General features: G+C 41.9%; 30 protein-coding genes and 4 pseudogenes. 10 read left to right on the top strand and 24 right to left on the bottom strand.

The annotated features are described in order from the left end of the window. Positions 1-292 (top strand): annotated as a pseudogene (locus PUQ00_RS25915) (hypothetical protein); the annotation flags it as partial. A 26-nt stretch (positions 293-318) separates the two neighbouring features. Here PUQ00_RS25915 and PUQ00_RS25920 read toward each other — a convergent pair. From PUQ00_RS25920 to PUQ00_RS25935, 4 genes are all read right to left on the bottom strand, one after another. Further along, positions 319-4,575 (bottom strand): strawberry notch family protein, encoded by a 4,257-nt coding sequence (locus PUQ00_RS25920; protein WP_300422107.1) that lies wholly within the window; start codon positions 4,573-4,575, stop codon positions 319-321. A 341-nt stretch (positions 4,576-4,916) separates the two neighbouring features. Further along, a complete protein-coding gene (locus tag PUQ00_RS25925; protein ID WP_300422108.1) occupies positions 4,917-5,111 on the bottom strand; it encodes a hypothetical protein in 195 nt (64 codons plus the stop codon). 21 nt (positions 5,112-5,132) lie between these two features. Next, positions 5,133-5,642: a hypothetical protein gene (locus tag PUQ00_RS25930; protein ID WP_300422110.1), complete on the bottom strand. Its 510-nt coding sequence runs from the start codon at positions 5,640-5,642 to the stop codon at positions 5,133-5,135. A 190-nt stretch (positions 5,643-5,832) separates the two neighbouring features. Next, a complete protein-coding gene (locus PUQ00_RS25935; protein WP_300422112.1) occupies positions 5,833-5,982 on the bottom strand; it encodes a hypothetical protein in 150 nt (49 codons plus the stop codon). Positions 5,983-6,110: 128 nt separating this feature from the next. Between PUQ00_RS25935 and PUQ00_RS25940 the strand changes: the two genes are divergently transcribed. From PUQ00_RS25940 to PUQ00_RS25955, 4 genes are all read left to right on the top strand, one after another. Beyond that, positions 6,111-6,857, top strand: a complete 747-nt coding sequence (locus tag PUQ00_RS25940; RefSeq protein ID WP_300422114.1) for a hypothetical protein — start codon at positions 6,111-6,113, stop codon at positions 6,855-6,857. Next, entirely contained in the window at positions 6,854-7,108 is a 255-nt protein-coding gene (locus PUQ00_RS25945) for a hypothetical protein (protein ID WP_300422116.1), read from the top strand. The genes PUQ00_RS25940 and PUQ00_RS25945 overlap by 4 nt, the downstream gene beginning before the upstream one ends. Before the next feature lie 737 nt (positions 7,109-7,845). Then, positions 7,846-8,463: a ParA family protein gene (locus tag PUQ00_RS25950; protein WP_069071788.1), complete on the top strand. Its 618-nt coding sequence runs from the start codon at positions 7,846-7,848 to the stop codon at positions 8,461-8,463. Next, on the top strand, positions 8,394-9,020 hold the full coding sequence (locus PUQ00_RS25955; RefSeq protein WP_300422119.1) for a hypothetical protein: 627 nt from the start codon (positions 8,394-8,396) through the stop codon (positions 9,018-9,020). The genes PUQ00_RS25950 and PUQ00_RS25955 overlap by 70 nt, the downstream gene beginning before the upstream one ends. 279 nt (positions 9,021-9,299) lie before the next feature. Here the strand turns inward: PUQ00_RS25955 and PUQ00_RS25960 are convergent, their stop codons facing one another. After that, positions 9,300-9,458, bottom strand: a complete 159-nt coding sequence (locus PUQ00_RS25960) for a hypothetical protein (protein WP_300422120.1) — start codon at positions 9,456-9,458, stop codon at positions 9,300-9,302. 19 nt (positions 9,459-9,477) lie between these two features. On the opposite strand from PUQ00_RS25960, the pseudogene PUQ00_RS25965 reads away from it, so the two are divergent. The 5 genes and pseudogenes from PUQ00_RS25965 to PUQ00_RS25985 all read left to right on the top strand — a co-directional run. Continuing rightward, positions 9,478-9,927, top strand: a pseudogene (locus PUQ00_RS25965) (sigma-70 family RNA polymerase sigma factor); the annotation flags it as partial. A 147-nt stretch (positions 9,928-10,074) separates the two neighbouring features. Further along, positions 10,075-10,341, top strand: a pseudogene (locus PUQ00_RS25970) (abortive phage infection protein); the annotation flags it as partial. A 241-nt stretch (positions 10,342-10,582) separates the two neighbouring features. Continuing rightward, the gene (locus PUQ00_RS25975) at positions 10,583-10,873 is read left to right on the top strand and encodes a hypothetical protein (RefSeq protein WP_300422122.1); all 291 of its coding nucleotides are present in this window, start codon (positions 10,583-10,585) and stop codon (positions 10,871-10,873) included. After that, positions 10,863-11,246: a DUF6516 family protein gene (locus PUQ00_RS25980; protein ID WP_300422124.1), complete on the top strand. Its 384-nt coding sequence runs from the start codon at positions 10,863-10,865 to the stop codon at positions 11,244-11,246. Before PUQ00_RS25975 ends, PUQ00_RS25980 begins: the two co-directional genes overlap by 11 nt. A 284-nt stretch (positions 11,247-11,530) precedes the next feature. Further along, entirely contained in the window at positions 11,531-12,133 is a 603-nt protein-coding gene (locus tag PUQ00_RS25985; RefSeq protein ID WP_300422125.1) for a hypothetical protein, read from the top strand. 127 nt (positions 12,134-12,260) lie between these two features. Here the strand turns inward: PUQ00_RS25985 and PUQ00_RS25990 are convergent, their stop codons facing one another. The 19 genes and pseudogenes from PUQ00_RS25990 to PUQ00_RS26080 form a co-directional block, all read right to left on the bottom strand. After that, a complete protein-coding gene (locus PUQ00_RS25990) occupies positions 12,261-12,926 on the bottom strand; it encodes a hypothetical protein (protein WP_300422127.1) in 666 nt (221 codons plus the stop codon). 57 nt (positions 12,927-12,983) lie between these two features. Further along, entirely contained in the window at positions 12,984-13,133 is a 150-nt protein-coding gene (locus tag PUQ00_RS25995; RefSeq protein ID WP_300422129.1) for a hypothetical protein, read from the bottom strand. 15 nt (positions 13,134-13,148) lie between these two features. Further along, complete coding sequence (locus PUQ00_RS26000; RefSeq protein WP_300422131.1) at positions 13,149-14,429, bottom strand: hypothetical protein; 1,281 nt, start codon at positions 14,427-14,429, stop codon at positions 13,149-13,151. Positions 14,430-14,646: 217 nt separating this feature from the next. Continuing rightward, a complete protein-coding gene (locus tag PUQ00_RS26005) occupies positions 14,647-15,129 on the bottom strand; it encodes a hypothetical protein (RefSeq protein WP_300422132.1) in 483 nt (160 codons plus the stop codon). 11 nt (positions 15,130-15,140) lie between these two features. Beyond that, positions 15,141-15,857: a hypothetical protein gene (locus tag PUQ00_RS26010; protein ID WP_300422133.1), complete on the bottom strand. Its 717-nt coding sequence runs from the start codon at positions 15,855-15,857 to the stop codon at positions 15,141-15,143. Positions 15,858-15,860: 3 nt separating this feature from the next. Next, the gene (locus PUQ00_RS26015) at positions 15,861-16,271 is read right to left on the bottom strand and encodes a hypothetical protein (RefSeq protein WP_300422135.1); all 411 of its coding nucleotides are present in this window, start codon (positions 16,269-16,271) and stop codon (positions 15,861-15,863) included. A 164-nt stretch (positions 16,272-16,435) separates the two neighbouring features. Further along, entirely contained in the window at positions 16,436-17,146 is a 711-nt protein-coding gene (locus PUQ00_RS26020) for a hypothetical protein (RefSeq protein ID WP_300422136.1), read from the bottom strand. Continuing rightward, positions 17,136-17,555, bottom strand: a complete 420-nt coding sequence (locus PUQ00_RS26025) for a hypothetical protein (protein ID WP_300422137.1) — start codon at positions 17,553-17,555, stop codon at positions 17,136-17,138. The genes PUQ00_RS26020 and PUQ00_RS26025 overlap by 11 nt, the downstream gene beginning before the upstream one ends. 233 nt (positions 17,556-17,788) lie before the next feature. Continuing rightward, the gene (locus tag PUQ00_RS26030; RefSeq protein WP_190737273.1) at positions 17,789-18,055 is read right to left on the bottom strand and encodes a hypothetical protein; all 267 of its coding nucleotides are present in this window, start codon (positions 18,053-18,055) and stop codon (positions 17,789-17,791) included. A gap of 33 nt (positions 18,056-18,088) precedes the next feature. Further along, on the bottom strand, positions 18,089-18,229 hold the full coding sequence (locus tag PUQ00_RS26035; protein ID WP_300422140.1) for a hypothetical protein: 141 nt from the start codon (positions 18,227-18,229) through the stop codon (positions 18,089-18,091). A 55-nt stretch (positions 18,230-18,284) separates the two neighbouring features. Then, positions 18,285-18,497, bottom strand: coding sequence for a hypothetical protein (locus tag PUQ00_RS26040; RefSeq protein ID WP_300422141.1), 213 nt, complete (start codon positions 18,495-18,497; stop codon positions 18,285-18,287). A 14-nt stretch (positions 18,498-18,511) separates the two neighbouring features. Beyond that, positions 18,512-18,856, bottom strand: a complete 345-nt coding sequence (locus tag PUQ00_RS26045) for a hypothetical protein (protein WP_300422142.1) — start codon at positions 18,854-18,856, stop codon at positions 18,512-18,514. Between the two features lie 284 nt (positions 18,857-19,140). Further along, positions 19,141-19,698: a WGR domain-containing protein gene (locus tag PUQ00_RS26050; RefSeq protein WP_300422144.1), complete on the bottom strand. Its 558-nt coding sequence runs from the start codon at positions 19,696-19,698 to the stop codon at positions 19,141-19,143. 13 nt (positions 19,699-19,711) lie between these two features. After that, positions 19,712-20,059 (bottom strand): hypothetical protein, encoded by a 348-nt coding sequence (locus PUQ00_RS26055; protein ID WP_300422146.1) that lies wholly within the window; start codon positions 20,057-20,059, stop codon positions 19,712-19,714. 124 nt (positions 20,060-20,183) lie between these two features. Continuing rightward, entirely contained in the window at positions 20,184-21,806 is a 1,623-nt protein-coding gene (locus tag PUQ00_RS26060) for an AAA family ATPase (protein WP_300422147.1), read from the bottom strand. Beyond that, entirely contained in the window at positions 21,803-21,994 is a 192-nt protein-coding gene (locus PUQ00_RS26065) for a hypothetical protein (RefSeq protein WP_300422148.1), read from the bottom strand. The genes PUQ00_RS26060 and PUQ00_RS26065 overlap by 4 nt, the downstream gene beginning before the upstream one ends. A gap of 108 nt (positions 21,995-22,102) precedes the next feature. Beyond that, entirely contained in the window at positions 22,103-22,327 is a 225-nt protein-coding gene (locus tag PUQ00_RS26070) for a DUF2997 domain-containing protein (RefSeq protein WP_300422149.1), read from the bottom strand. Between the two features lie 2 nt (positions 22,328-22,329). Then, positions 22,330-22,482, bottom strand: a complete 153-nt coding sequence (locus PUQ00_RS26075) for a hypothetical protein (protein ID WP_300422151.1) — start codon at positions 22,480-22,482, stop codon at positions 22,330-22,332. 87 nt (positions 22,483-22,569) lie between these two features. Next, positions 22,570-23,184 (bottom strand): annotated as a pseudogene (locus tag PUQ00_RS26080) (transposase); the annotation flags it as partial. Positions 23,185-23,238 lie beyond the last annotated feature (54 nt).

A 23,238-nucleotide genomic window follows, 5' to 3' on the forward strand; every position in this document is an offset into this window, starting at 1 on the left:
GACATACAACGGGAAGAGTATCTCTATCTTATATTTAATTAAGTTGACCTACTTATCTCTGGATACTGATTGTGCAGAGGCATACTATGGACGAGGGACAGTCAGATTTTATCTGGGCGATATTGAGGGCGCTAAAAAAGATTTGTTTAAAGCATTTGACTTGTATAAGGCGCGAGAAAATATGATTTACTGTGCATTTACTAGAAGTCTCATTATGGAGCTTTTTCGAGATTTTGAAGTTTATAAAGATTTGTTTGGAGTTGAAAGTGAAATAGTGAAATCGAAAAAGTAGCCACTTGCTAAGAGTGGCTACAAATTTCATCTTAGAATTCCAATCACCGCCGCCAGAATAGATGCCGCTTTATCGCCAGTTGGAATAAAGACTCGTTTCTTCCACTGGATAATTTCAGTGAAACATCCAACAGCAACAAGTTGATCCACTACAGGTAAAGCGTTAACTAGCTCAATCCGCCGCTCATCAGCAATAGACGAACAGCGTAATGTAACAACTCCTCCAGGTAACTGTTGTGAATACTTCTCGTTCAAGACTAGCTTCACCAGTTCTGCTGGAGAAAGCACCTGATTCCTTAGTCCAAGTTGTTCTCTGACAGTTTGAATGTCGTGAGCCGAAATCACCCGACCTAGAACTTTCTCACCATCGCTAGTTTGCAATCGAAATACTCGACTGTTCTGCTGTGGTAGAGTTTTCCAAATCGGTAAAAGTATTCCAGTAACAAGGTGAATGTAATCAGTAGTAAATTGAGGCAGTTGGGAGACTTCCTTCGACCACGCAGCAATAAACGCCTCTGTTGAAACCTGCTTCCAGGTTGACGATAAGAGCTTGTCGACAGGTACGCGAGTTTCTTTCTGTGGTCGCACCAACAAAACCCGTGGCACTACCCCACCTTCAGCATTAAAGATACTGTGAGTAGGAATAGATACTGCGGCTTGACCAGATTTCTCGTTTACCATCAGCCGTCCCTGGTACTTGCTAGCGTAATCCACAGCTTCTTGAGCAGTTTGAATATTGTTCTTTTGAACACGCTCAATCAAGAGATAGTTAGTCACACTACCAGTAGCAGGATGAGTATAAACTGCTTCCTGGCTTTCGATGGTAAACCGTTCAGCCCGAAGAGTTTCAACACCAAGCTCAAAGACACCTGTCGCGATCGCAGTTTCAATCTGCTGACTTAACAGCAACTCAAAACGCTCGAAAATGATATTCTGCATCCCAATTCTCAAAGCCAGCAGCCGATTGAGGAACTGTCGCAGGGGTGGTAAATCGATTTTCATGCCGCCTTCGTGGGAAGTGAGGCTAAGTCCTGTCATGGCTTCAAAAGTCCCTAAAGGAACTTCAATAAATCGACCTTGGAAAATCTGCTTGAACAATTCGTACAAGGCATACTCAGCATAGTTTGATTCCAGATTGTCTTGTGCTGAGAATATCCCGTTGCCCCCGGTTTGTCTTTGTCCGCGAGTGAGTGCGCCGAGACTGTCCAGCCGCCGAGCAATTGTGCTGATGAATCGACGTTCACCTCGCACATTTGTAGTGACTGGTCGGAATATGGGTGCTGATGCTTGGTTAGTACGATGCGATCGCCCCAACCCTTGTATGGCATTATCTGCTCTCCAGCCAGCTTCGAGTAAGTAGTGCGATCGCCGTCTCCGATTGAGTGCATTTAAGTCAGCATGGTAGCTGCGACCAGTACCACCTGCATCACTGAAAATGAGGATTTGTTTATCTCCCGCCATAAATGCGGTGGTTTCAGCAATATTAGCGCCAGAACCCCGTGAATCAACAAATAATCGTCCAGCTTCGTCTTTCAACACCCGCTTGCTACGACCTGTCACTTCAGCAACTTGCTTGTGACCAAAGTGCCAAAGCAGTTGCTCTAAAGCTCCAGGGATAGGGTCAAGACTTGCAAGTTTGTCTACCAATCCATCTCGCAACGACAAAGCTGCCTGTGAGATGATAGGGGAACCATCAGCATTAAACAGTGGCTCGGAGCGTTCTGAACCATCATCTCCTGAATGGATTTCATGTAAGTGAACGGGGAACGCACTGATGAGATAATCCATGAGGTACTCACGGGGAGTTAAATCAAGGTTTAAATCCTTCCACTCTTCTACGGGAACCTCATTGAGCCGACGCTTAAGCAACTCCTCATTAGTTGATACGATTTGGATAACAACGGCATTACCCGCAGCTAAATCCTGTTCAATCGCCTTAATTAACTGTGGACACTTTATCCCGGTCAACAAATGGTTAAAGAACCTTTGTTTGTGGGACTCGAACTGCGACATAGCAGACATTTTAGCGGCACGGTTGTAGGTTTTTGCGCCAGATATATTGCAAGCCTCTAATGCCCGATGTAAATTGTTGTGGATAATTTTGAAAGCCGAGGCGTAGTTATCGTAAATCCCTTCCTGAGTTGGTGTTAACTCAATTTCCAAGGTGTCATATTCCACACCATCAAAGGAAAGACTCCGCGCCAGATACAGCCCTAAAGCCTTCAAATCCCGCGCCACAACTTCCATCGCCGCAATACCACCGTCAGAGATAGATTCCACAAAATCTTCGCGTGAAGTAAACGGGAAATCCCCAGTCTGCCAAAGCCCCAGGCGGTTTGCATAAGATAGGTTAGAAACCTTCGTTGCTCCGGTGGCTGACACGTATATAACTCGTGAAGAAGGCAGTGCATTTTGCAGCCTCAGCCCAACAACACCTTGCTGTGAAGCGGCGACCATACCGAGTTTGCCCTCTTGTGCCATCGCGTTACCCATTGCGTGGCATTCGTCATAAGCGATCGCTCCCTCAAAATCAACACCAGCCCACTCAACGATTTGCTTGAGCCGACTTTTGCCGTTATGATGAGAACGTAGAGTTGAGTACGTACAGAACAGAATACCTTGGGTGAAAGGGATCGGATCACCTAGTTTAATATTGCTAAGGTCGATAATATCTCGCTCATTTCCACCCAAAGCACACCAATCGCGTCGGGCACCCTCAATTAGGGCAGAACTTTTAGATACCCAAATCGCTTTTCTTCGCCCTTGACACCAATTGTCCAAAACGATTCCCGCGACTTGTCTACCTTTGCCACAGCCTGTACCATCGCCTAAGAACCAGCCACGGCGAAATTTTACGGGATTTTCTTCAGTATTTGCTGCTACAGTTACATTATCCCAGGAATCATCAACAATATACGATCCAGACAGGAATTCAGAATGCGCTTGACCCGCGTAGATAACACTCTCAAGCTGTGCCTCTGATAACAAGCCTTGCGTGATGATATTGCATGGAAGATGTGGTTTGTAACTAGGCGCTGGTGGTGAGACAAGTGCTAGGGCTGCGCTCTCGCAAAGTAATGAGGGATGTGGTAGGGCATCCTTGATTCTTAAGCGTTGTGGGCGATAGGTTTCGTAAAGGGTATCTTTTAAACCGTCTGAGCCACTCCACTCGACCAATTCGTACTCCAGAACTGCCACGTCTGGAAGAGAGGAAATTGTTTCTGGTTGAGCTACTACTACGGTGCGTCTTGGTAGTTTAACAACTTTTGACGCAGTAACAGGAGGCGCTTTAATAGTAAGATGTTGCCACGAAGATCGCCCCGGCAACTGCTCAATCAACGCCAGCAGTTCTGGCAAGTCCAAGGTTTTGGGAATACAGGGGATTTGCCTGTGATCGTCAGCCGGAACCTTGTCAATTACCGTAATTCTGGTGTCAATTTGTGTACCATGTTTTGAGTACACCTTGCCGTTAACCCCAACCGAAAGCACAACTCGCGCTTCCGAGTGCCACTTAACAAAGGTTTCTCGCCAAGTGGGATTATTGGGAGAGAACCAATTAGCGGTGATTGTCACTAGCCGCCCACCGTCAACTAGTCTTTGCAGGGCTGAATTAATATGCCGAGGTGTTGCGTCGGGATTGCGATCGCTAATCTTGGGTGATGATGAAAATGGCGGATTCATCAGCACTACAGATGGCTGAGAAATGCGGGCTAAGTAGTCGTTAATCTGCTCGGCATTTACAGAGAATAGTGGAGTGCCAGGAAACAACCGACGCAGAATCTTCGCCCTATCGGGTGCAAGCTCGTTGAGCATCAAACTTGCACCTTGAAGTTTAGCAAACTGGGCTAAAATCCCAGTACCAGCAGATGGTTCAAGAATCAGGTCGTTGTTTGTGATTTGCCCTGCCAACGCCACTAAGTACGCTAGGGGTAACGGAGTAGAGAACTGCTGAAGTTTTAGTTGCTCCTCGCTGCGGCGGGTATGCGTGGGGCAGAGCAACTCAAGCCGTCGCAGTTGTTCTAAGGGATTATCTGACAGCCCCTTTTGCCGCAAGTACAAGATTAACGCCACCTCAAGGGCTTCGTATCCGTCCTTCCACTGCCAAGCACCTGATGCCGCCGTGCCGTTGAAGTAACGATTCATCTGTGACTGAATCGCTTTTGTTGTTATTGTATGGTTGTTGAATAAATATTTGGCAAGTTCATGTCCGGCGCTGACAATAGACTGCCCGTAGTCCAGAACTGTCTGTAGGTCAAATAGTGAGCCTTGAATTGCACTTACCATGACTGTATATATAGTATTGATTTCACAAAAACTTGGCGTAGCCGATACTGCACTGGAAGATTCGTACAGCGATCGGCAATCAAAGTAGACTTAGTTGCAAAATGTTTATTTCTGTGGGATGTTCCCGCTCAATCTTTTCGATTTGCACATTTCAAATTAAAAATGAATTCCAACCACTCTTTCGGTTGTGGAACTCCAACAGATGTTTGTTTTGCTGCATATTCGTTGACTAACTGGGCCAACTCAACCATGTGGGAATACGTATCAAATGCTAGTTGATTACATTGTGAGCGAATCCGTCTTTTAACTCGTTCCGGTGAGGTCTTCCAGAAGATACTCGCCTAAAGCTTATGATATTCTCCAGATAAGGCGATTGCTATTTCCAAGTGCTGACGAGCGTGAGCAAACTCAAGATCATCTGGGGCGTACCGGAGAGCGACTACCAAGGCACAGTGCGCTTGAATTTTTGAAATGACAAAAAAGCGATCGCTTGACCGATGCGATCGCTCCTTAAATAGGTGTCCATGTCGAAGCAACAGGACACCCGGTAAAGTTACTTAAGCGGACTGCTTGCGTGGTCTTGTGTGTTCTCGTGGGGTTTGGGTAGATGTAACATGTGCAGTAGTTTTAGAAGTTTTGGTAGTTTTGCCTTTGAGGAGAGTAGATTTCTTGACGGTTTTAGCTTTCTTAGATTTCGGTTGTACTCCTGTTACTGGTGGTAGTAGCCTTAGTGAAGGGAATTGGAGTACAACTGGTTGAGTTTTGGTAGAACTGTTGTGAGACTCTAATTCTGGCTCTAGTTCTAATGTCCAGGGGTCAGAAATTTCCTCAAACTGTAATGTGACGAAGGGAGTTTGTTGAGGTTCGGCTTGTACTTGTTCAGTATTAGATAGTGGTTCAATTTGAGGCGCTGTTATTGCAGATTTCAAACTGGCATTGGATTGTGCAATTGTAATAGCTGGTAATGGCACAACATAAAGTCCGTCGATAAAATCGAAAATCATCAGAGCAACAAAGCTCATGACAATAATTTCAATAGCTTGGGTGAGTGTAGATTGAATATCCATTGTATTTCTCCGAAATTTTTGTAATGTTCACAAAAGTTACGCGAAGCGCTATTCGTCTGGAAAATAAGTATGAGCCGAATATAAGAGGTTTTAAAAAGGAATATCTTCAAAGAAATTCATGGGTTGACTGAAGCTTGAAGGGGCGCTTAAGTCTCGGACTATTCTATAGTTTTCTGGATGCCAACAAGTATCACTTAAATGTTTTATTTAGCCATTGGTCAAGTTGATTTTGTAGCTCTGAATCGTTCTGAATCAACTGCTTTTCTTCAGTTGTCCAAACTCTTGCAGTCGCGTCAGAAACAGCTTCAAAAATGGAGTTTTCTAATTGTTTTGGATTCATTTGGGTGTATCAGTTCAAGAATTTTCACTCTATTCAAGAGCAACGCGAGTGCCTAAACCTGGGCACTCAAGGCATTGCACAGAAACTTGTGTAAAATACAAAGCAACACACGGGTAAAACTTCTGCTAATGCTCGATTACGTCAGTGCAGCAATGGCATTTTATATCACAATGCTTCCGGTGGAGGAGTGGATATTAGAATTCCGCCTTGGTTATTTGGGACGCTACTGGAGTTTGATAAACACTGCTGGTTTACTTGTTGGCTTTTTGCTGTGTGCCCTGGTATTTGTGCCACTGATTATCAACATGACATTAGATCCATTCAGATATCCAGATCATATTGTCATGAGTGCGATCGCCTCTGTCATTTTTGGCGCAATACTTTGGTTGGGACAGTGGCTGATACTGCGACAGACTGAGATAACCCCCAGAATTTTCGCTCTTATCAATACAGTAGTTGGGATTTCTGTCTTCTCTGTGCTGGTGTGGTTCAATCAAAAAAGTTTGGAGTGGAGCGGTGGCCCGATCAAAGGCTGGAAAACTGGACTGATCTTTCTAGTCGGTGGCACAGTTACCGGAGCCGCGACGGGCAAAGCTTTGGATTTCTACTGTTGGCGAATTGAGCAGCGATTAATCAGAATTGAGAAAGAGAGGGTAGACCAAGAAACCCAAGAAAGAGAAAGGCTGGAGCGAGAAAGGCTTGAGAAAGAAAAGTTAGAACAAGAAGCAATAGAGGCAGAAATTGCCGAAAGGAAAAGGATACAGCGAGAGGCGGCTCAAGAAGAAGAACGCTTGTGGTACGAAGAACATGGAAAAGACTATGCAGACTATGCAGATTATGCAGATTATGAGGAGGAGGATGAAGAGGATGAATGAACTTTTTGACTATGAGTGAAGAAAATTTTAGCTACGAAGATTTTAAGAAAATGTCCGATCTATGGCTTGAAAAAAATAGACAGCAGCAAGCAAAAAATTATTCTGAGTCAGCCAACTTGATTTTGGATCAGCAATACGAAGCACTCTTTGCTGAATATCAAAAAGCGGTTACTCAAAAAGATTTACGCTTGCTCAAAGAGATTACACAACAATTGCAGCTTTTATTCATGCTGCGGCAACAGAACTCATGACGCTATTGCTACGGGTATATATAGGTCTTAAGACTTGATAAATTTTTAAAGCCCTCTTGCTCCTTTGCTCCTCTGCCCATTCTTTCTCAAGCGTCAACAAGTTTATCATCAGCCTTTGGGGGCTAAGTGGGGTATAAAATGTAAAACAGTCAAATGTACCCCAAGCAGCACCCATTTGTACCCCAAGCGGGGGTCATTTCTGAGGAGAGTTCTCATTTATTGGTGGGGTACATATAGCCCCCTTACAGCCCCCAAAGCGATTTTTGAAGTTCTTATATGATGTAGCAAAAACGTTGCTTTTGATTGTCTAGCTATTTGAATATTTAAATATTCATTTTTATAGAAGAGTATTCAAATAGCTAAATAGCCAGCTATTTGAATAAGTTGCCAACTTTACGTTGTTGTCTTCCATGTCACAAAAGCTATATCTGCCCTTAAATACTTGAATATTTACATAGCTGAATATTTGAATATTTATAATATTTAAATAGTTGAATATTTGAATAGTTGAATAAAAATGTACACATAAGTAGATAGACAAAAATATTTATAGTCATTGCCACTGCAATGGAAATAAAGCGTCCGCAGGAGCTTTACCAAGTCAAGAGTTGTCTTCGATGAAGCAGTTTGCCCTCTTATGGCAGGCTTCTGCGTAATTTATCTACCCCCTTGTTTCTTTATTGACTATTCCACTATTTTGTTGTTAAATATTTGAATATTCAAATAGTCAAACTAATATGAAAATCATCACCCTCTCCTCCTACAAAGGAGGGGTAGGGAAAACAACTACCTCAATCTGCCTAGCCTGCTTGTTTTCCCCGTTAGGGGAAACTTTATTAATTGATTCAGACCCCAACCGATCTGCTACCACATGGGCTAGGTTAGGAAAATTACCTTTCAAGGTGTGCAGTGAGAATGCTGCTCCTAAATTGATGGGTCAAAGTAGATTCGACTTTGTAATTATCGACACTCCAGCACGTCCTCTTGAATCTGAATTGCAAGAACTTGCAGATGGATGCGATTTATTAATTCTGCCAAGTACACCAGATTCACTCTCTATGGACGCTTTAGCTTTAATGACCCAGAGCTTGCCAAACCGAGTTAATTACCGTGTTTTGTTAACTATGATCCCCCCCCCTCCCCAAAAAGATGGGTTAGATGCATTTCATGCACTAAAAGAAAATGGGTTTCCCGTACTAGATCGGGGAATTAGACTACTGAAAGCTTACAAAGATGCTGCTGCACTTGGACAGCCTATTTATAAAGTTAAAGGAGGAAAAATAGCATGGCGGGACTGGATGGAACTAGCGAAACTCAACCCACTGGCCGAGCTTCTAGATTCAGCGAAATCCTAAGACTTAAAAATGCTGCACCGTTAAATGCAGAGTTACAAGTTGAGGATTATGAGCAGAAGAAAATTTCTACTGAAGAAGAGTTTTCTAGCAAAGAGACAAATTTAGATACTATTGCTGAACGAAACCAGGAAGTTAATAAAAGCGATAATCTTTGTCAGGAAATGGAGGCAGAGATAGTTATTTCATCAAATCGATACGAGGAGAGTCCAATTATAGAGCCTTCCTCTGTTAACAATGAAAGTGCCATAGTAGGAATAGATTCAACTTCTTCTGTATCGAAAGACATCCCAGTACCAGTAGAAGGCGAAATGAAAACTAAAGCAAACAAACGAGGTAAAGTATCAAAGCGAAATAACCCAGATTATATGCAAGCAATATTCCACCTCCCTATAAAAACTAGTAAGAGGTTAGATAGAGAACTGCTAGACCTAAGTGAAGCTGGAGATAATCTTGACCGTTCTGAATTTGCTGAGGAGTTATTTCAGACCTTTTTTAAGCTTTCTAATGTAGTCGGAGCGGCCGAAGCTCTCAAGCAATTTAGAAATATGGGAAGTTGACCTTAAATAGTTGAGTATCGGATTAGATAACAAAAATTTTTAAGTTTTTCTAAGAGGCATCACCGTTTGGCACGCTGATGCCTAGACTGCAAACTAATATCAAGACTCCGATCTATAAATCTAATAGCTGAATATTTGAATATTTGAATATTTAGCGTATCTGTATTTACATATTTGAATATTTGAATATTCAATATATACTCATATTTACATATTTGAATATTTGAATATTTAATCGAAAGCTTGTATCCTCTTTACCGGAACTCCATTCATCATTTACTAATAATGCCCAGTCCAACTACCGACGGGAGCAACGCGATTTTGTGAGGTGGTGAAACCTGGGACGTATAAAGGTTGTTTCAGGATGCGATCGCAACTAAAAAACCAGGTTTTTTTGACAATACAGGGGTGTAATTGAGAACTAAATCCCGATCTCACTTTTTCGCGTTGCTCCCCTACCGACTTAGTTCGCTCCTATCTTAAAGAAATCGGTCGCTATCCTCTGCTGGCTCCTGAACAAGAAATTACATTGGCTAGACTTGTGCAGCAGATGATGGCAGTTGAAGAACAGCGCTCAAACCTCGCTCAACAACTCAACCGGCAACTAACTGACTTGGAATTAGCTACCTCGCTTGGGTTTACTGAAGCTGAACTACAATCAGTTATTTAACAAGGTCAAAAGGCTAAACAAAAAATGGTGACAGCTAACCTGCGGCTGGTGGTTTCTGTTGCCAAAAAATACCAGAATCACAATTTAGATTTTCTCGATTTGCTCCAAGAAGGGGCATTGGGGCTGCAACGAGGGATCGAAAAGTTTGACCCTAATAAAGGCTATAAGCTCTCGACTTACGCTTACTGGTGGATTACCCAGTCGATAACACGTGCTATAGCAGATAAGTCTCGGACGGGAGCAACGCGAAAAAGTGAGATCGGGGTTTAGTTCTCAATTACACCTCTATATTCTCAACAAAACTTGGTTTTTTAGTTGCGATCGCATCCTGAAACAAGCTATATACGTCCCAGGTTTCAGCACCTCACAAAATCGCGTTGCTCCCTTCTGCCGTTTAACGAATTCGCTGAAGATTTTCTCCAACACTTGTGGACTAACTATTTTCGTAAATACTTGGTGTCGGAGAAAACAGCAGGTAATACAGTCGGTACAAAAATCAGCCGCAATCAAGAGATTTGGGAAAGTTTGTATATCTCAGCGCAAAGTTATCTAAATCAGCACTTGATGAAAATGGTTAATTCCAGTAAGCAAGAAGAAGAATCGAAGGTTACACAAGGTACAAAAGGGCGTGTGCAAGCAGGTAAGAAATAATAGTACAAGGTTTCTTTTGAGAGACTCGTTTTGGATGGGTGATGGTTTTTAATAGTAAACAGTTATCAGTCAAGTCGTAAAGTCCTTGGGTTTTAACTGATAACTGTTTTAAGTGATGGACTAACTTGTGGAATCGAAAAAGTGCCATTGCTCACAGATTAGTTTCAATTTGCATATACAATAACAACTGCTCATTCAAGGACTATTTTGTGAATTTAACAGTAGCAGGAGAGGAAAAATAATGGCTGAACTCAAACTCCGGTCAAAAGATCCAGATTCCCTCAGACGCATTATTCAAAGTGCTTTGTCAGAAAGATTACAGAGTGTGACATCAGGAATCAAAAGAACAGAAGAACGGATTCAGGGATTTGAAACCAAATATAAATTATCAACTGAGGAATTTATCACTCAGTTTAATAATGATAAATTATCCCATAACCTTGACTTTGATGAGTGGATTGGAGAAGCTCGAATGTTGGCACATTTACAACAAACAAAAGAGTCAATAGAGGAGATTGATTTTGTTGATTGAAGATTATTTTCAGCAAATTCAGCTTTTAATTGAATCCTCAGAAATAGTTAAATTATTCCATGTAGAAACTGAAAAAAGAGGAATGTATGAAGGTTTTATCAGAGCCAAACTCGAATTTAAAGATAACTCCTTGCTGCATTTGAGGGAATTTGTTTATGTTGAAATATCCCTAGATAGAAAAATGTATAGTTATCAATATATGAATTCAGAGAATAATCTAATTTTCCGCTATGACAATACTGAACATAACCGAAAATTAAATCTGACTACTTTCCCTCATCATAAACATGATGGGAGTGAGGATAATATCGTTAAATCAGATGCTCCTTTTTTAGCTGATATCCTAAAAGAAATTGAAACAATATTAAGATAAGTGTGATGTCTACAGCAGACGTTGGCAATATCCACAATCCCTTCAGCGAACGCTTGACCTTTTTTGAATTTTGAATTGGAGCTTCACAAAAAGTATGATACGGATAGTCACAGAATAAATGAATTCGCAAAATGAACTCCTAAAACAGCAGTTGATAGAAGCGATTTCTTGTCAAAATCTGCAAGAAATTTCAAAAATATTAACCTTAGCACAATTAGAGGATGAGACAATAATCCTCAAAGAAGCTCTTGTGCAAGTAGAGGGGAGCAAATTTTGTTTGGTTCTTGCAAGAATACGTAGGTAAAGAAAGTTATCAACAAGCCGTAAAGGATGTATCGACAAGCATGACTCAAAAACTAGTTCAAGGAGGTTTCAAGCCAGGGGTTGATTTCAACTTACACCCAGATGGTAGGATGTTGGCATCAAAGAAGGCAAATGAATATTTAGAAAATTATCATTCTAAACAACTAGAAAATAGCCAAATTTCTGTTGTAGTTCATGCACTACCAGAGTCAATGCAGATGTTAGAAAAAGCTTTAGGTGTGCGATTTTTTGAGAATCTTGGGAGGGTGGCAGCTAAACGTTTAGCCACAATGGATGATACGACAGCCAGTATTTATGGTCTATGGCTGATGCAAGGGATCGGTGGTCGTCATCCATTGCTGGAGAAAGATTTTTGTGAGTGGTTCATGATTGAGATTTGTGGTGAGCGATTGTCAGCCTTAGCGTCAGCCGAGATTCAAGGCTTAGAGTTTAATGGCTTAGTGGTATTTGAAGATTTGTTGATGGCACTGGGCAAAACAAATGTATCGATAGTGAAAGAGAGCGACCTAACTCTTAAAAATTTGCGGTTACTAGATAAAGTTTGGACGGGAGAAAATATGTGAGTGTCGGAATTAATTGCCATCTTAGAAAAAGATGGCGAACAGTTCTGTAGCTAATTGTCACTGAAATGAGAACTGCACTAAAAAATATTTGCTTAAGCTCCGGCGATTGTTGCCAGAGCTAAAAGATTCATTCGAGCTTCTGATAGTCTTGAAAAAAACGATTAAAATTACTTAAAAGTTGACAATACAAGCTATTGTTTTCATAAGTGCCAGTAGCATTCTCCCAAGAATCGCAAATTCTTGGGCTAGTAATCGGCAAAATCAAAATAAATAGAGCCGCAATTAGAGGCACAATTAATATAATGTTTCGGACATCAGTGATTAAATCACCAACTTCGCTCAGAACAGGTAACTCGTACTGGTGACGATGTGTAATTAGTGCATTTTTGGTTTTCTGAGGTTGAGTTTTTTGCTCCTTTTCTAAATTGAGATTGGGCTGGATATCTATCTCAAGAACGTTCTTCTTGACTACTTCAATTACCGTCACTAAATCATCTATAGGTTGTCCATTTCTAGCACGAGTGACAAGTATTGCTTGCAGAATTATTAATCTTGACTTGGAAGTTAATAGTATAGGCATCTGTTGATTAGCTTCATTGATGAAATCCTGTTGTTCTTTGAGAAGCTTACTAGTTTGCATATTATGTAGCCACTGTTTTTGAACTAGTAGTTCGCGTTCTGATAGTTTGAAGCTTTGAGAAAGACTCTTAATAAAGTTAACAACACTCGTTGTTAACTTTTCTAAAGGGCTTGAGGCTGCTGAGGGGGAGTTGCTTTGATTGTTGTCTTGCATAGGTTTAGGTTTACCGAGTTTGAAAGATTTGATAAGTGAGGTATCAAGAAGTAGCTACTAACCAAGCAATTCGCTAACAGTAAGAGAGGGTTGCTGTTGTTTAAGTGTTTTAATAGCGTGGCTTGCTAAAAAATCTTTACCAGAACAGGGCGCACCGACAATCAAGGTATGCTTTAGTGGTGACGAAAAGTTAAGAACTGATTGCATATTTTTCTCCAAATTTTAATTTTGATTACTATTGCAACCACCGAATTTGTACTTTATATGAGAATTCTGAAGCAATCTTTCGATTCCCAAACGGATTAGCTCTGGTGGAACTCCGTCTAATTTCAACTCGGTTTGGATAAACTCATCAATTGAATTGGCTTTCGTCTTCTCTAAAAGTGCCAACATCTGTTGAGCTTGAGTTGTTGGTGTGCAAGACTCCTTAGTTTCGGCTTGAGAGGTTTGCTTATTACTTGGTGCAGAGTCAATAAAGTTTTTGGTATCCCGGTCATAACCAGAGAAATTCTTTAACAGAGGCATTGGTATCCATTCATTGATGCCACCGTAATAAACTGCTCGACCGACTGGTGATTGTGCAGCAATCTCCATTACTTGGGTTGAGGTAATCTTGCGATCGCTGGGGATGAGTTGAGTGGCAATCATGGCATTGTAAGCTGGGACGTTATCAGGATGAACTAACGCCACTGAAGTTAGCTGCGATCGCAGTCCGCCAGAAATGCCCAAGTCATCAGTGTGAGGGTTCTGCACGACAATCCAGAAATGCCAACCGGAACTATCACCGCAAGAACAGTAAGAGATGATTTTGTCTTTGAGCCAACCAATCTCACCCTTGGTATTTTTAAATTTGGAACAGACAGCCGTTCCTTCATCCAAAATAATCAGCTTGGAGCCAGAGATATTTTGAAATTCGGTAAAGCATTCTTTGACCCATAAGACTGCTTCGACCGGGGACATTTCTAGGATTTTAGCCCGTTTAAAAGTATCAACACGACCTTTGAAATAACCGGTTTCTTTCTCGTCACCTTTTGGGTCAATATAAAAGATGTGTATAAGAGGATGCAGTCGCTTGATAGCATCGATTGCATTGCTAATGGCAATACCCTTGCCAGAACCAGGGACACCAACCCACAGCATATTTGTCACTTTCTTAGCAATATGCCCAATTAGGTCATACTGCACTTGGGGTTTAGTGGTGTAGGTAGAAATTTCGGTATTGACTGGAGGGGAAGAAGCACTTTGCATGGGAGCAGTGGGCATGGGAGAAATTTCCCCTGCGCTCCTTACACTCTGCCCCGTTTCCTCTTCAAACCTTGCTCCCACAGCATGATTTGGTAATTGAGCAAATCGAGCTTGTGGGATACCAAGATTTTGCGGTTGTATGGCCTCAAGAATAACTGTTACTTGTTGGTAATTAACTCGCGGGTCAATTGTCACTTGCGCTAAATGCCCAGACAATTGCTCACGGGTGGGAAACTCCCACGTAGCTGAATAAACCAATCAAGTAACCAACGGTAAGCGTAAAATCTTTTTCCTGGCTCAACGGCGCTCAAGTATTCACACACTACATGAGATGATTGCTTGAGCATGGCAAACTCATACGGGAGCAACGCGATTTTGTGAGGTGCTGAAACCTGGGACGTATATAGCTTGTTTCAGGATGCGATCGCAACTAAAAAACCAAGTTTTGTTGAGAATATAGAGGTGTAATTGAGAACTAAACCCCGATCTCACTTTTTCGCGTTGCTCCCAACTCATACTTAGACATTGGCTCCAGATGCAGCATCAAGTCAGCCAGTTCATTTTTGCAAGCATTGTATTCGTCTCTAGCAACACTATCTCCCATTGCCGAGAGGAATTCAAAAAAGCCACCACGTATAAAAGGGATTGGTGCAAATTGATGGGTATTATTGAGGTCTTGCACAATAGACCATAGATAACCAACACCAGCTACGACTGCACCGATAGGAGCAAGAGGAGAGGTAGCATAACAAACAGCACCAGTTGCCGCCGTCGCTAAAGTAATGAACTTAGCAAGATTCATGCCATTACGCTCGTCTTTAGCGCGGACTAATAACTGGTCTTGACGCTCCTGTAACCAAGAGGCAGTATTCCCAGCTTCCAAATACTCAATGCTGGGGTAGTCGTCACGTAAAAGTGCCGTTTCTTTGGTTCCTAGCATTGGTATTTCTTGCTGCATGTGAATTCCTCTTACTTAGTTAGTTTCCAAATGTTGTAACCAATCTCGCCTGCCATCATTGAGGCTACATTGTAAGCAAAACAAGCCAGGATTAAACCTGGGTTAGTGTAGCGGAAGGGATTACGGCCAACGAATGTGGTGGTGATGTCTAGTACCCAGAAAAATAGTGCGATCGCTCCACCTGTATGACGTTCTTTCATGCCAGCAGCTTTATAATCACCCCACAATGCCACTGTCAGGTCGATATTGCCATTCGGTTTACTGCCGAGTGTGTATTGTTTTGATTCCTCAAACTCATGCTTGGCTTGATTTGGGTCTTTGCCACGCAATGTTCGCGCTTCCATAACCTGAACAAGTGCAGAGATACCAAAGCTAATCCAAAACAAGGGATTAAATAGGAGTTGTAACCAACCAAACCAGCCAATCCATTCAGTTTCAAACCACGGTAGGAGGGGTTTTCCCTGGAATAAAACTTGCCAGATGCTATCAGTAGAAAGGAGTGTACCAATCCAGAAACCAATTGCACCAACCAGCTTGTATCCGGGTGTGCCTGGGGTAACGAATTGGGCAATGATATGTGAGATAAAGATGACTGGCAGTGAGATTAATGCCACAATCCACCGAGCTAATAATTCTAAGTAGTTACCCCCTCCTTCTTTCGGCTCTTTTTGTGATGATGATTCTGGTTTTGGTTGTGAATTAGATTTGTTTGGAGTGAGATATTTCATAAATCAATTGAGTGAATCTTTAAATAGCGGCGAATTCTTACAAGCATTTTTGAACCGATATTTCCATTTCCATTGCCTTTGTTCAATACGCCCAATACAAAAACCCGTTGAGTCATATATAAAAACTGTCTCCGATTCTAAATAACCTGTAGTGTCAGGTCTAGGGTTACGTTTTTTTGAGTCTAGATAGTTCCTGATTCGTAACTTACTGAATGAGGGCGTAACTCCAAGAGAGTTAATTTTGTCGGCGGTCGCTGCCCTTTGCTCGGCTTTAATGCGTTCTAGTTCTTCAGACTCACGAATAGTAATGCCACTGTTGTAAGTCTTAAATTGGGCTGGCAGTTGCGATAACCGAGGACTTGCGATTAACCCCATGCCCAATAATCCCAACATCGCTTGCTTCTGATATTTCATCAAACACTCAGCCAAAATATTTTATGGTTGTTGCCCTTGGATACTTTGTGTTGTCTGGGGTGGCGGTGCATTAATAACATGAGTGTAAACAGATAGCCCAATACAAACTAGAAAAAAAATGACTGACAATCCGAAAAGATTTTCCTTGAAGAACTTGCGCCATTTTAAGCTGGAGATTGGAATTTCTCGCTCAACAAAGAGCGTGTCAAATTTTTCAAATCTTGAATTGTCGCAGGTAGTTTCGACTTTTTTTCAGGTGTTGGTACTCCTAGTTCTTGTAAGAATGCTTCCGGGTCAAAACCAACAGTTGCACCAGTTGTGAGGGTTTGAACTTGTTGTTTTACCTCATCCCCAGTCTTTAACCCGTATTCTTGGGTAATTTGTTGCCTGATTTCGGGATTTTTGGCCAACTGATAAATAAACGCTATTTCATCAAAGCCTTGCTCTGTGCGTCGCTGCAATGAACGAACATCAAGCTCACTTGTTATTTCATCGAATAACTCTTGCTCAAATTGGTGAACTGCCAATGCTTGGGCAACAGTCTTACCTGCCACAATGTCCAAGAATGCTTTAAACGTTTCTCGGCTGACTCCAACAAGTTGTAATTGTTCAGTGGCCATGTCTATAGCTCCCGTCTGTATATTTGCCAAATTGCCCGTACCTCCTAACAGCTTCGATTTGTCGAGGGTTGCTTGCGCTAGATTAAACAACCTGTCTAAGCGATCACTGATTTCTACAGGAAATTCTTCTGCATTCGGATCAACTGTTGAGTCTAAGGCGGCAAGCTGTTCTAATCCAGCAATAATTTGTTGTGGACTGTAGCTAGCACTCAATAATTCAAATAATTCTGCGCGAGTAAATGTGTTATCCGACATGATGTGTCTCTCCTAATACTTGTGATGTGAATCTAAGTTGTTCTTTCTCAAATTCTGCACGGGTGTATTCGTGTTTATGCGCTTCGATGATGATTTCCACAAAAGCCTTTTTATCAATCCCTTGAGTGATGTCAGAGAACAATTCCCCAATTTTACCGATGACCCATACCTGATAAGGTGTGATTGGTGGCGCACGTAATTTTTTTTCTTGGGTCAGAGTCTTCATCCTCACAAGTATTAATCTATACTCTGGGATGCTTGGCGCGACCTCTGCCCATCGTTCTAATGTGCGGTAGCAAATGCCTAAAATCTTGGTGGCTTTTGCTTTTGACATTGGTAGAACTAAAGGATTTGCCCCCGATTGACTTGGTTGATAGCTAAAAAGTTGTTCTCTCCACTCTGATTTCATTAAGAATGTCAAATCCGTATCAACAGTTTCAAAAAGTTAGTCAATATCCGTGTCACACTCGTATTAATATTAATGTCATATTGACATCAACATGAATATCAATGTTGATGTCAATGTGAATATCCATGTTGATATCAATAAGCATTGTTCTGTGACTATCAATTGACTATTCATTGACCTTGCTCTTCTACAATAAAAAACGTTTTTACGCAATGCAATAGGATTTTGATATTTCAGGCAGTTTCCCTATTTAGGGAAATTAAACAATGAGTTATGATAGCGATTGCCCAATCTGGACATCTATTTTTGTAGAACCAATTTCTTACTGTTTTCTCTGTTGGCGGTTGTAGCCCGGCTGCCTGATAAAAAGCACTAATTTGTTCACTAACTAGTTTTGCAGAAGTAGATACATACTCATATTCCCCAGGCGAAAGATTATGATGATGACTTTCTAGCAGTTTTTGAGCTAGTTCATCGATTTTACTGATTTTTCGTCCCATGATTCATTTACTCCTGAGAATTCAAACGCCCGTTCAACAAAGCGCTACCCAAAACTCCTGAAATACAAACCAACATCCCGCCTGAACATTGGAGTTTAGCTGTTGAAGAAGCCGTAATGCTTGCGTCAAGGATGATTCTTTGTTTTGAGAGCGATTATCTAGAGTTAACGTCATTTTTTGCTCCTATATATTTAGATGCTTGAATGGAATGAATTTGCATTAGTGTGTTCTAACATTGAAAAACTGAATCAATTTCGCCGTTATCAATAGCATTTTTGGCATGACTAACAGCTTGTGTATGATTATCAAAGGTTTTAGTTGAAGGAGATGCCCAGGTTGTTTTCAACAAGCTCTGCTTCCCAACGTGAACATCTACAGCACCATCTGATAATTCAGTAGTCTCGATTTTGTAGCCACCATGTTTAGTTTTGTACTCTTTCATTGTCATTTCTCTCCCTAAAATTTATCTCGTTGAATACTGAAGCTTGCTCCGACTAAAGAACTACCTAAGAAGGCGGAAAAACTTACCAACATTGCACCCAAGCAAATACTTTTCTGTTGCTGCCACCCAGAGATGATGATGTTGGGGTTAGCATTTGTCTCAATAATCTCCAGCCCCCAGCACCCCATTGCCCCTACTCCTGAAAACCCAGTTAAGAGCAGAGAGACAATTACAGTTGTTTCTATGGTGCAGTCAATCAAAATCTTAGGGCTAAATCTTTTTCGAGTCCGACGAATAACTAACTTACCCTTATTATTTGAAAGCAAATATGATTGATGAGTTACTTTCTGTATTTTCATTTTGCATCCTCCAATTCAATAAAAAAACCTGCACTAGTATTCTTAATCTTTACTTTTCTTTGATTGACCAACATTTGAATCACACTAAGACTGAAGTTGATATGACACAATCGAGCGCTACCCCCACAACGACGAAGGTATTGTATGCATAGTGAGGAATGATCAGCAGGGGCGGGATGAGTGGATTTTCGCGGCATAATGTTTCCTCTTTGATAATGCGAGTAAGTGTTTAGGCAGAAAAATTAAGAACATAACTAGTTTTTAACTAGTTATGCTCTCTGTATTTACAAATGTCGCCAGAAGTTTTTACTGATAGTCTTGAGACTGATTACCTTGGGTTCTGTTGTTGCTTCAGGAGCATGACTAACAGCCACCGCAGCAACAATTGGTGCAGGTGTCGCTAACAGAGAATTGAGTAACTCTTGCTGATGTGGATCATCAGCAAGAGTTCGGTATATTGTGTAGGGAGCAATTTGCATCCCTAACGGCGTAGGTACGATTTTTAAGTATTGATTAAGAAGTTGAATGTAATGCTGATCAAAATTTCGATGAATCACATAAGATCGTATTGCATTAAGCAATCCAATAGCTCTCTCAATTTCGTAAACATCACTTGTATCTATTTCTGGCTGACTTTCGCGGTAGCCTTTACCTTTTTTCTCGGCTACCAGATTGTTAAATTTACTAACCGCTCTTTGATGATTGCCTAATGTGTGAACTTTAGTCTGCGCTTGATAGCCGACTCTGCCCCACTGCACTGTTAAATTACCATCTTCGACAATGGCCGACCAGAACTTATTGCTGTTTTGGATAGCATCAACAAAGACTAAATAGATTTCCATGTTTCTTACCCTGTCAATTCGCTAACTTCTGGGCATTGCCCCATCGGATTTGGTGTTGTAGTGCTTCAAGTATTGTTTCCGCTTCGTGTGTTGTTAGCCCATTTAATTGTGAGCAAATATCTACCAAAAGTTGTGGCGTATCCATACCAAGAAATGTGACAAAAAGTGCATCCCTAGAAGCTTCTATTAGTGTGCAACTGCTCGGCTGATGCCTTTCTCGCATAAATACATAACTTGTTAACACCGTCCGAAGCAACAATTTGGTTTCTCTGTCTAATTTCTCCAAATATGCGCCATAATTCTCAACCAGTTGGTCAATGGTTGGAGTCTGCCCGTAATAAGTAACTAAGTCTGTTATCATGTTTTTTCGCCTTATTAACTATGTTAATTGGTTGCTATCAATTACTAGAAGAAACAGTGATGGCGTACCCGCTATGAATCGGTGGCGATCGCCCCCATAGAATCAGGAGGCAATCGGTTTCTCATCAGTTCATATTCCGAAATTTAGCAGCACGCAAGGATTGAGTTTTCGCTGCAACTACAGGACTGCTAGCCCGTCGTGCGGTGGATGCCCAGGATTCCATTCGCTCCACTGCCGCCGCGTCCTGAATCGCAAGCGGGGTAATGGTTTGACGGCAGGTTTCGAGGTCAGCAAGTGTTACCTGCTGCGGTCTACCCTCATCGAATGCCAGCAGAGCAGCTTCCGAAGCAAGGGTTTCCAGTTCTGCACCGGAGAATTTCGCGGTATTAGCTGCGATCGCCTCCAAATACTCGTCTTCAACCGCAATCCCAAAGCGTTGCAGATGAATGCTCAAGATTTGCACTCGTTCTGGCTCCGTGGGAAGATTAATAAAGAAAGCCTCATCAAAGCGTCCCTTCCTCTTTAACTCAGTTGGCAGTGCAGAAGGGTCATTGCAGGTTGCCACAATAAATACACCACTTGTACACTCGCTCATGAACGTCAGAATATTGCCGAGAATCCTTTGAGAAACGCCACTTGTGTCACCACTGCCAGAAAGAGCTTTTTCCACTTCGTCCATAAATAAAATACATGGAGCAATTGCTGAGGCTGTTTTCAAAGCACGTCTAACATTCCCCTCAGACTCACCTACCAGACTGCCCAAAAGGGATGCAATATCTAGCTGGAGTAGCGGTAGATTCAGGATATGAGCGATGTTCTTAGCAAGTAATGTTTTTCCAGTACCGGGAGGCCCCGCAAGCAAAACACCTTTTGGTTGAGGCAAGGAAAGCTCACGCGCCTCTTGTGTGAATAGCCGCCGCCGCCGATTGAGCCACTCACGCAACAAATCCAATCCTCCAAAGGAGATGCTAGCAGGCTTGCCCAATTCAATACCCATTTGAGACAACAGCCGAGTTTTATACTCGACTGCTTGGGGTATGAAATTACTATCAATTAAAATCCCATTTGATGTTAGGTTGTGTTTGACAGTTAACCGCAGGAAGTCGCTAATCTCCTCCAGGGTTAATCCCAGGGCAGCACGAGAAAGAGATTCAATTTCACTTTTATTAAGGGAAATAGTAAAAGCCAATTCCTGTTCAATAGCTGACTGTTGTAGGTCATGCAAATAAGAATTGATATGAAGTAGTATTTGCTCAACTCCCGGTAGAGGAATTTCACAATAAGGGATTAAGCGTACAAGTGACTCGTGTAATTGAATGTTTTGACCCAGCAGCACAATGCGTTTATCAGTCGGTTTGAGACGATGGTAGAGATTTTTTACCTTGCTAACAACCTCCCAAGATAACGAAGGCGAATTCTTCCCAATAAACGAGTGAATATCACCTAAGATAAAGATTCCATCAGCACTAAAGTTAGCAATGTAGTCAAATACAAATAGTAGTGGATCAGCCTGTGGAGGTTTTTTGTACTCTGCAACTGGCTTAAACACCAATCCCCCATCTGCTGCGATTAAACATTGTTCTAAAGTTGATACTCCCAGATTCCAGAAGAATACTGGACTTGATAGCTTGTTAGATGCTTCTGTAGTCAACCACTGAATGATAGTCGCTTCATCGGGCGACAGGACATCAACCGCAGCAATGGGGATTTGTGAATCGAGCGTGGAGAGGAGATTTGAGAGTTTCATTGTTTTTCAATTTGATAAGGAACTGGAGATAATTCATCGTGTGTGTTTACGACTTTTACGATCACCTCATAGGCTTCGGCATCGCCGTCAAAAACTTCTGCTGTACCGTTGTTCTCTTGGTAAGCAATCGCTGTTACTATTGCATTCAAAAGTACGCACAAACCCTCTGTACTAGCTTTGATGATCACGGGTTGTCTTGGTTTTTGCTGTGCGTAAACGTGAACAAATGGGTATTCTTTAGCTAATTCGTTTATGATTGTTTTTGAGGGGGGAACTTGTTGATTCCCCCGTGTTGATTACTGACGTAGGCGTGTTTGACTACTGTTCGTAGTGCGAAGCTGTGGTGCTGATTCTTCTTTGAAAATGCGTAGTTTACCGCCGTAGGCATCGCCCTCCACAACTCCCAATGCCTCTTCAAACGGTTGTGTAGCCGATAAACAACTCAGCCCCTCGAACCCCTCCGCTTCCACTCGAACTTCACCTGTAGCATTGTCGAAATGAATCAGTATTGAACGTTCCATAATTATCTCCGTGCAAATTGTTTAACTTCTTGATGTCCGGCAAAGGTTAGGCGTAGAGTTTGCACAGTTCCTTTAGTTGATTCAGCGATCGCACATTCACCGAACCTTTCTTGGTAATCGACCACGGGGCGATCGCGGATTAAAACACAATGCATTTCAGCAAGTGAAGGAGTTGTGAGGAAAAAGCAGAGAAACTGCACCAGATTGAATCAAGGTAAATCAGCGGATATGAGCAATAGCGATTAAGCAACATTTATGACTTGTTCCTGGGAAGTATTGACTTCAGGCAGTAAAGAGGGAGCAGGATTACCATCACGTGCTGCACCCACTGCGTGAGTCATAAAATCCAAGACATTTTTACGTTGAGACTTTAGGGAAGTCACAACAGTTAACATTCGAGTCACAAAAGTACTACCCGCTTGAGTTTGAGAGCCAAAACTGGTACGTCGCCATATCACCGCAGGACGTATAGCTCTTTCAGCAGCATTATTTGTTGGCTCCACACCCTCAACAGTTACAAATAACCATAAAGCTGGTTCAACTTTTAAAATTTGGCGGCAAGTGCGAACAGTTTTTGCCAATGGTGTCTTTTCTACCGAACCAATCTCACAATCGGCAGCCTCTTCTAGAGAGGATTTAAGGGAGTTGCGAATTTCTTGAACTAAAAGTTGGAACTCACAACGCTTCAATGTTCCATCTCTGACTCGATGCCAAAGTTCAAATAATTTTTCCTGCTGAAGAACCAATGCTGTTCCTAATTCTTTTGAGACTCCGGGACGCTCTGATATTTTGATGAATTCTCGTCTTAAGTGTGCCCAGCACAATTGCCGTTGCTCTAAACCTACTCAACTATAGGAATCCTATTTGAGTTTTGAACAAGCTCCGTACATCTGAAGAGTGGCAAAGTCAAA

This window comes from Nostoc sp. S13, assembly GCF_029379315.1.
Lineage (GTDB): Bacteria > Cyanobacteriota > Cyanobacteriia > Cyanobacteriales > Nostocaceae > Nostoc.